Source organism: Rossellomorea aquimaris (genome assembly GCF_003315075.1).
Classification (GTDB): Bacteria; Bacillota; Bacilli; order Bacillales; family Bacillaceae_B; genus Rossellomorea; species Rossellomorea aquimaris_C.
Genome location: NZ_QNRJ01000016.1, coordinates 60544 through 67450 on the forward strand (window position 1 = coordinate 60544; position 6907 = coordinate 67450).

8 protein-coding genes are annotated in these 6907 nt (G+C 42.6%); 1 reads left to right on the top strand and 7 read right to left on the bottom strand.

The window, feature by feature from the left end; all coding sequences use genetic code 11:
• Positions 1–52: 52 nt before the first annotated feature.
• From DET59_RS16530 to DET59_RS16540, 3 genes are read right to left on the bottom strand one after another with little or no spacing between them, the layout of a single operon-like run.
• Positions 53–244, bottom strand: a complete 192-nt coding sequence (locus DET59_RS16530) for a capping complex subunit for YIEGIA (protein WP_113970716.1) — start codon at positions 242–244, stop codon at positions 53–55.
• Positions 241–1137, bottom strand: coding sequence for a YIEGIA family protein (locus DET59_RS16535; protein ID WP_113970717.1), 897 nt, complete (start codon positions 1135–1137; stop codon positions 241–243). Before DET59_RS16535 ends, DET59_RS16530 begins: the two co-directional genes overlap by 4 nt.
• The gene (locus tag DET59_RS16540) at positions 1134–1751 is read right to left on the bottom strand and encodes a YphA family membrane protein (RefSeq protein ID WP_113970718.1); all 618 of its coding nucleotides are present in this window, start codon (positions 1749–1751) and stop codon (positions 1134–1136) included. Before DET59_RS16540 ends, DET59_RS16535 begins: the two co-directional genes overlap by 4 nt.
• Positions 1752–1851: 100 nt before the next feature.
• On the opposite strand from DET59_RS16540, the gene DET59_RS16545 reads away from it, so the two are divergent.
• A complete protein-coding gene (locus DET59_RS16545) occupies positions 1852–1983 on the top strand; it encodes a YpzI family protein (RefSeq protein ID WP_113970719.1) in 132 nt (43 codons plus the stop codon).
• A 1170-nt stretch (positions 1984–3153) separates the two neighbouring features.
• Here the strand turns inward: DET59_RS16545 and fni are convergent.
• From fni to cmk, 4 genes are all read right to left on the bottom strand, one after another.
• On the bottom strand, positions 3154–4212 hold the full coding sequence (gene fni, locus DET59_RS16565) for a type 2 isopentenyl-diphosphate Delta-isomerase (protein WP_113970723.1): 1059 nt from the start codon (positions 4210–4212) through the stop codon (positions 3154–3156).
• 12 nt (positions 4213–4224) lie between these two features.
• Complete coding sequence (gene rpsA / locus DET59_RS16570) at positions 4225–5358, bottom strand: 30S ribosomal protein S1 (RefSeq protein WP_113970731.1); 1134 nt, start codon at positions 5356–5358, stop codon at positions 4225–4227.
• 120 nt (positions 5359–5478) lie between these two features.
• Positions 5479–6060: a lysophospholipid acyltransferase family protein gene (locus tag DET59_RS16575; RefSeq protein WP_113970724.1), complete on the bottom strand. Its 582-nt coding sequence runs from the start codon at positions 6058–6060 to the stop codon at positions 5479–5481.
• Position 6061: 1 nt separating this feature from the next.
• The gene (gene cmk / locus DET59_RS16580; RefSeq protein ID WP_113970725.1) at positions 6062–6730 is read right to left on the bottom strand and encodes a (d)CMP kinase; all 669 of its coding nucleotides are present in this window, start codon (positions 6728–6730) and stop codon (positions 6062–6064) included.
• Between the last annotated feature and the right edge of the window lie 177 nt (positions 6731–6907).

A 6907-nucleotide genomic window follows, 5' to 3' on the forward strand; every position in this document is an offset into this window, starting at 1 on the left:
GGACAGTCCCCCCTAACTTAACTATTTTATCAATAAAAGAATAAACTAGCAATCAATGTTTTACAATGATAAATAGTCCTTCATCCAGTTCATGGGCAATGCCATCGAGAATCGCCTCTAAATTCGCACAGATCTTTTGCAATTCCTCATCTGTTTTACAATAAAAAACGCTTGTTCCACTTGGTACTTTTTCAGGTGATGTCGTAACCGTAGCGAGTATAAATTTTTGGATCGTCGTACTCATTCTAATTTACCACCCTCCTGATTCGCCTTCGATTCTGACGGCATTCTTATCGCATTTTCCAATGTCGGCACCTGCCCAAGAATGGCAATCGCTTTCTCTACATCCTTTCGCTGCGGGAGGACGAATACACCTATTCGACCATCGTCTAAATCCCTCTTGGCCAATGGCGTTAAAGCCGGTGTTCCTGAATCTTTAAATATCCCCAAGGAAGTAGACATATCATGAAGAATCGCTTGCCTTTGACCCAGATTCGCTACCGTCGATCTGGCATCGAATGATTTTGGGGAAAGAACAAACCCCATTCCATACTTTAAAATTTCTTCTTGTCTTACCTTTAATCCAATATTCATAATGTAGATATTATCAACGTATAGTCCTGCTCCATCGAAATGAGGCTTCACATATTCAATGTTAACGATATCCTTCAATCTGCCTCCAGCCATTAGTTTATGGGCAGCCAACATACATATCGCACTGATCAGCAACGCTACATAGAAATTAAAGACAATATAAGCTAAAGTGGCTAACAGAGAAGTGAAAATAACCAAATAATTACGGCTTTCAAAGGCTACGGCAATCCCCTCGATGTATGTAGCCCCTCTAGGTACAAGTTCATATGCATCCAACTCTGTCAATGTGTTCCTCTCCATATTTCGCACATCCCGAAATTGAGACGCAGCAACGGTTAAGAAAGTAATCGCCGTGAAGTTCTCCTCCAGCAATGCAGGAATCGCAATGGTACCTAAGCCAGCCGCAATAAATCCAAGAGCAATATGTATAATCTTCCCATGCAAATAAGTGGGATATTGGCGATAGTCTGTACGCAGCATATAGATTCTGGTTAATGTCCCAACTACTACTCCGAAGATGACCGGATACACATACTCATTCATAGATTCTTCATTTCCCCTTTGTTTGTTTGTACTTTGATGTTGAATAACTGATTGATTTCTTCCAACAACTTGATCGCTAAGAGAATTCCAGTCGAAATAGCCAGGACATCGAGGTAAACAGGTCCACCGATGGGATATAGAAATCCTATATTCTTTAATGGGATGCTCATAAAGACTTCACCCACAATACTGCTCCCGGCAATAGCGATCATCCGGAGCATAAATGAAGACGAGGTATAGAAGAGAATACTCAGGAAAGCAAGTGATAAAGCCATTATAAGATCTCGATCCAAGAACATGAGAACAGGATCATAAATAGCCACTAACCCAATGCCCGCATAAAGCATCCCCATCGCCAGAATGGCTACAAGCATATATAATTTATCTTTCAAACTAAGAATTCTTATGTAATGGATACAAATTAGTCCTAAAACAATAACGGGTACGGCAACCTTCACAGAACTTACTTTCAATCCATATGGAAACACGCATATTAACACCAAACAAATGAAGGAATAATGGAAACGATATGGGTGTGCCTTATTCATCATAAACGTCGTAAATATCCAAATTCCCCAAATCAGCCATAAATACAGAATCCCATCCACCATCATTCACTCCCTCCTATTATCTACATTATGGAAAATTTTTATGTAACTCATTCATGTATGAATCATTTTCTCAAAGAAAAAATAAGAAAGGGAGGTGTTTATGATGGGTAAAGATCGTCAAGAAAAGAAACTAAAACAAAGCAAACGAGTCGAATCAGACAGGGACCAGGCCCTGCACTACAACGGAGCTACAAGCCTGCAAGGACCGGAAGAAGCCAAAAAAGGACAGAGGTAACAAGAAAAGCGGAGGCGGCTTGGGCAGGCCCGACAAGCATATTGGGGAAATCCCTGAAGGCGTTCTTTGCCTTTGGGGATTTTTCCAATATGACCTCGAGGGACTAGCCGCCGGAGCTGGACATCAAGAAAAGCGGAAGAGGCTCGCCATGGGGCGACAAGCATAAGACGAGTCACCCGGAAAGGCGTCTTTTGCCTTTATGGGTGACTTGGATTATGACCTCGAGCCCCAAGCCCCTGTAGCTGGACATAAGAAAAGCGGAGGCGGCTTGGGTAGAGGCGACAAGCATAAGGCGAACATGCCAGAAAGGCGCTTTTTGCCTTATTGGCATGTTTGACTTATGACCTCGAGCCTCTAGCCGCCGGAGCTGGACATCTAGAAAAGCGGAAGGGGCTCGCCATGGGGCGACAAGCATAAGACGAGTCACCCGGAAAGGCGTCCTTTGCCTTTTTGGGTGACTTGGATTATGACCTCGAGCCCCAAGCCCCTGTAGCTGGACATAAGAAAAGCGGAGGCGGCTTGGGCAGGCCCGACAAGCATATTGGGGAAATCCCTGAAGGCGTTCTTTGCCTTTGGGGATTTTTCCAATATGACCTCGAGGGACTAGCCGCCGGAGCTGGACATCAAGAAACGCGGAGGCGGCTGGGCAGGCCCGACAAGCATAATTGGCTGGATGTCTTGTAGACAAACAATAATTCAGCCGAAATTCTATATAATCCGGCCATTTTGAGTGATAATCCAGCGGAATTGGACAGGAATCCGGCCGAATTTAACAAAAATTCAGCCGTTTTATGGGTTAATTCAGCCGATTTACAAAAATACCCAAAAATCCACAACTAATATCAAGCAACAAAAAAAGAGGCTGGGACAAAACTAAAATGGCACGATATAAAGACGAACAATCGAAGTGTAGGTTCTTAATGCCGCTAATGATTTCCGTGCAAGACTACGCTTTCCGCGGGTAGCCCGTGAGCCTCCTCGGCAAGCCTGCGGGGTCTCACATAAGCTACTTTTCCCGCAGGAGTCTTCGTCTTGCACTCCAATCAACCGCTGGAAACAGTTAAAATCAGATGTACCGAAATAAATAATAAACCCGAACAAATCTGCCTTCTAGGAAGCAGACTTGTTCGGGTTTTACTTAGACTAAAACACTTTTGTCCCAGCCTCTTTTTACTTATTAAACGTTCTGTTGCTATAGCTTGCAGGATTCAACCCTCTAACATCCAGCCAATGAAACACGTCGCCTGACAACACGAGTGGTACGCTGTGAAGATCTTCTGGACGCCTGCACCCCAGCGCACTCATAAGGAACTTAATATCCGTATGAATTTGATTCACTTCTTCAATGGTGTCCTCAAGTCCTGAGTCTAATAGCTGCTTTAGGATGATTCCTGCCATTCCTACTGCAGATGCTCCTAATCCTAGAGACTTTACGATGTCTAAGCTATTTTGGACACCACCTGAAGCAAGAACCGGCTTCCTGAATGTAGCATGACTTTCGGCAATCGAAATAGCAGTGGGTATACCCCAATCATCGAAGAATTCCAACATTCGTTTTCTGCGTTGATTTTCGATTTTCGAGAAGTTGGTACCACCGAATCCACCCACATCAATGGCTGAAATGTTCGAGTGGGACAAGGATTCTGCAGCCTCTTTACTGATACCAAAACCCGTTTCTTTCACAATGACAGGTACTGGAATACTTTCAGCGATCTCCTGTATTCTGTCCATGGCCCCTCTGAAATCCCTGTCACCTTCGGGCATGGTTAATTCTTGTATGACATTCAAGTGGATTTGCAACGCATCGGCGCTAATCATCTCTACGGCATCTTTTGCCTGTTGAACGGTTGCTTCACTTCCCAAATTCCCAAAAACGACGCCATTTGAATTATATTGACGAACGATTTCATACGTTTTTCGTTCAGAAGGGTCTTTAAGTGCGGACATTTGAGATCCGACAGCAATGGCCAGACCTGTTTCCCGTGCAAGAATCGTTAATTCTTCATTGATTTTAGAAGTTGATTCCCCACCGCCGCCTGTCATAGCATTTATGAAAATTGGCGAACTCCAATTAAGTTCGCCAATCTTTGCCTGCAGATGAACTTCATCCACTGCTATATTCGGTAAGCTTTGGTGGACAAAAGCAACTTCATCAAAACCTGTTCTTCGTTGTTGACCAGTTGATAAAGCGTAATTAATGTGGTCTTGCTTTCTTTGGGCTCTTGTCACTATTCATCACCATTACTTAAGATCTTTTAATTTGTCACCAATCATTTCACCTAATTGGAAACCTGTATTTTCTTCAGGCATTTGATAATCAGTTATTTCTTCCTCTTTTTCTTCAAGAGATTTGATGCTTAAAGATAAACGTTGATCATTTTCATTTACATCCAATACCTTCACTTGTACTTCTTGGTTTTCCTGAAGGACTTCGTGCGGGGTACCGATATGCTTATGTGAAATTTGAGAGATGTGAACAAGACCTTCAACACCAGGTAACACTTCTACAAATGCTCCATATGAAACTAAGCGTTTAACCACACCGTCCAGAACACTGCCTTTAGGTGCCTTCTCTGAAATATTACTCCAAGGTCCTGGCAGGGTTTCTTTAATGGATAAAGAAATACGTTCATTGTCACGATCGACGCTTAGAACTTTGACCTGTACTTTTTGTCCTTCAGTGACTACGTCAGAAGGCTTTTCAACGTGTTCGTGGGAAAGTTGGGAGATATGCACCAATCCATCTACTCCACCAATGTCTACGAACGCTCCGAAATCTGTGATACGCTGAACTGTCCCTTCAAGAACAGCACCAGATTCAATATCCGTTAGAAGCTGCTTCTTCTGGTGTTGCTTTTCCGCTTCTACAACAGCGCGGTGGGATAAGATTAGACGATTTTTTTCCTGATCCAATTCCACAATCTTGAACGTCAATGTTTTATCCTTATAGTCCGAGAAGTCCTCAACATAATAGTCCTCGACTAATGATGCAGGAACAAATCCTCTAACTCCAAGATCAACTACAAGTCCGCCCTTCACAACATCTTTGACTTCCGCTTCAAAGATGTCGCCATTTTCAAAGCGAACCTTCATTTCTTCCCATGCTTTTTCAGCATCTACTTTTCGTTTAGAAAGAACCAGAAGTTCTTCTTCAACTTTCGTCACGATTAACTCAAGTACATCCCCTTCACTGACTACATCAGAAGCTTTTTCGATATGAAGGCTTGAGAGTTCACTAATTGGAATGATGCCATCCACTTTGCTATCTTGAACGTCGACTAAGACCTGTTTCTCTTCAACCTTAGTGACTGTTCCTTTAACTTTTTCACCGATTTCAAGATTTTTCACTTCAATTCCATTCATGTCTTCCATTATGTACTCCTCCTTAATCCATGACTGCAAAGATTTTTGATAATTGCGAGACTTCACAATTTAAAATATTCTTTCTACTAACTTCTAATAAATACTACTTTTTGTCAAGCGAGAAAGCTCATATTATTCATGCTCATGTATTAGTTTTTCAATGTGCTGCATAATAATTTCAGTTGTTTTCTCTGCATTCAGTTTTAGTTCTCGAATGCCCTCCATAGCAATAGGCGGGCCGAATACGACCTTTAATTTCCTGAAAGGCTTATAGGGTCCAATGATTGCACAAGGTACAACGTAAGCCTCGGAACGAAGAGCAAAAAAACCTGCTCCTGCTAATCCCTTACCTATTTTACCTGTCTTACTTCTAGTACCCTCTGGGAACAGTCCTAAAACATCTCCTTGTTTAAGGACCTGCAAACCTTTCCTTAGTGCTTCCCGGTCACTCATTCCTCTTTTCACCGGGAATGCCCGTAAATCGGGTAATAGCTTACCCAGTACCGGGACACTGAAAAGCTCTTCTTTAGCCATAAATGAAACAGGTCTGGGAGCTGAAATCCCCACTACCGGGGGATCCAGGTTATCAATATGGTTTGTGCATAATAAGACTCCCCCCTCTTTGGGGAAATGCTCCAAACCTTTGACCTCAATGCGATAGAGAGGGGAAAGAATCGATTTTACGAGACCTCTAGCAAAGGAATACAAGTTCACATTAACCTTTCCTTTCTACTAACAGCATAATTTGATCCACTACTTCAGGGATGGATAGTGAAGTCGTATCTATTTCAGTTGCGTCGTCCGCTTTCTTAAGGGGAGCCACTTCTCTTTCTGAATCGATCTTGTCACGGCGGGCAATTTCTACTTTTAATTGTTCCAGATCTGAAGGGAACCCTTTCGAAATGTTTTCTTCATGTCTTCTTTGGGCTCTTTCGTCTACACTTGCCAGTAAAAACACTTTAATTTCAGCGTCGGGGATAACATGGGTCCCGATATCTCTTCCGTCCATTACAACAGCACCTTGTTTGGCCAACTGTTGTTGTCTGTTCACCATCTCTTCTCTAACTTGAGAATGGACGGCCACATGAGATACTGAATTGGTAACGGCGGCTTGACGGATTTCATCTGTCACATCTTCCCCGTCTACATATACAATTTGTCCATCATCAGTCGGTTCAAGCGTGATTTTTGTTTGAGCTAACAATTCCTTCAACCCATTTTCATCATGCAAGTCTATATTCAGTTTCAAAGCTTTATATGTTAATGAACGGTACATCGCCCCAGTATCAATATAAAGATAAGATAATTTCCCTGCTACAATTTTCGCCACTGTACTTTTCCCCGCAGCTGCAGGACCATCGATCGCAATTCTTAATTTCTTCAACTAATCCACCTACTTAATTTCCTAATAATTTTCTTACCTATTTTAACATAAATCTCCCACCACGTTGAAAGAATCTTTATTCAAAAGGCTCTATTCGTAAAGTTTGTTGCTATTGTAGAGGAGAAAGTAATAGTTGATTTCCGCTCCAGGATGCTCGCTTTCCGCGGGGCTGGCGGT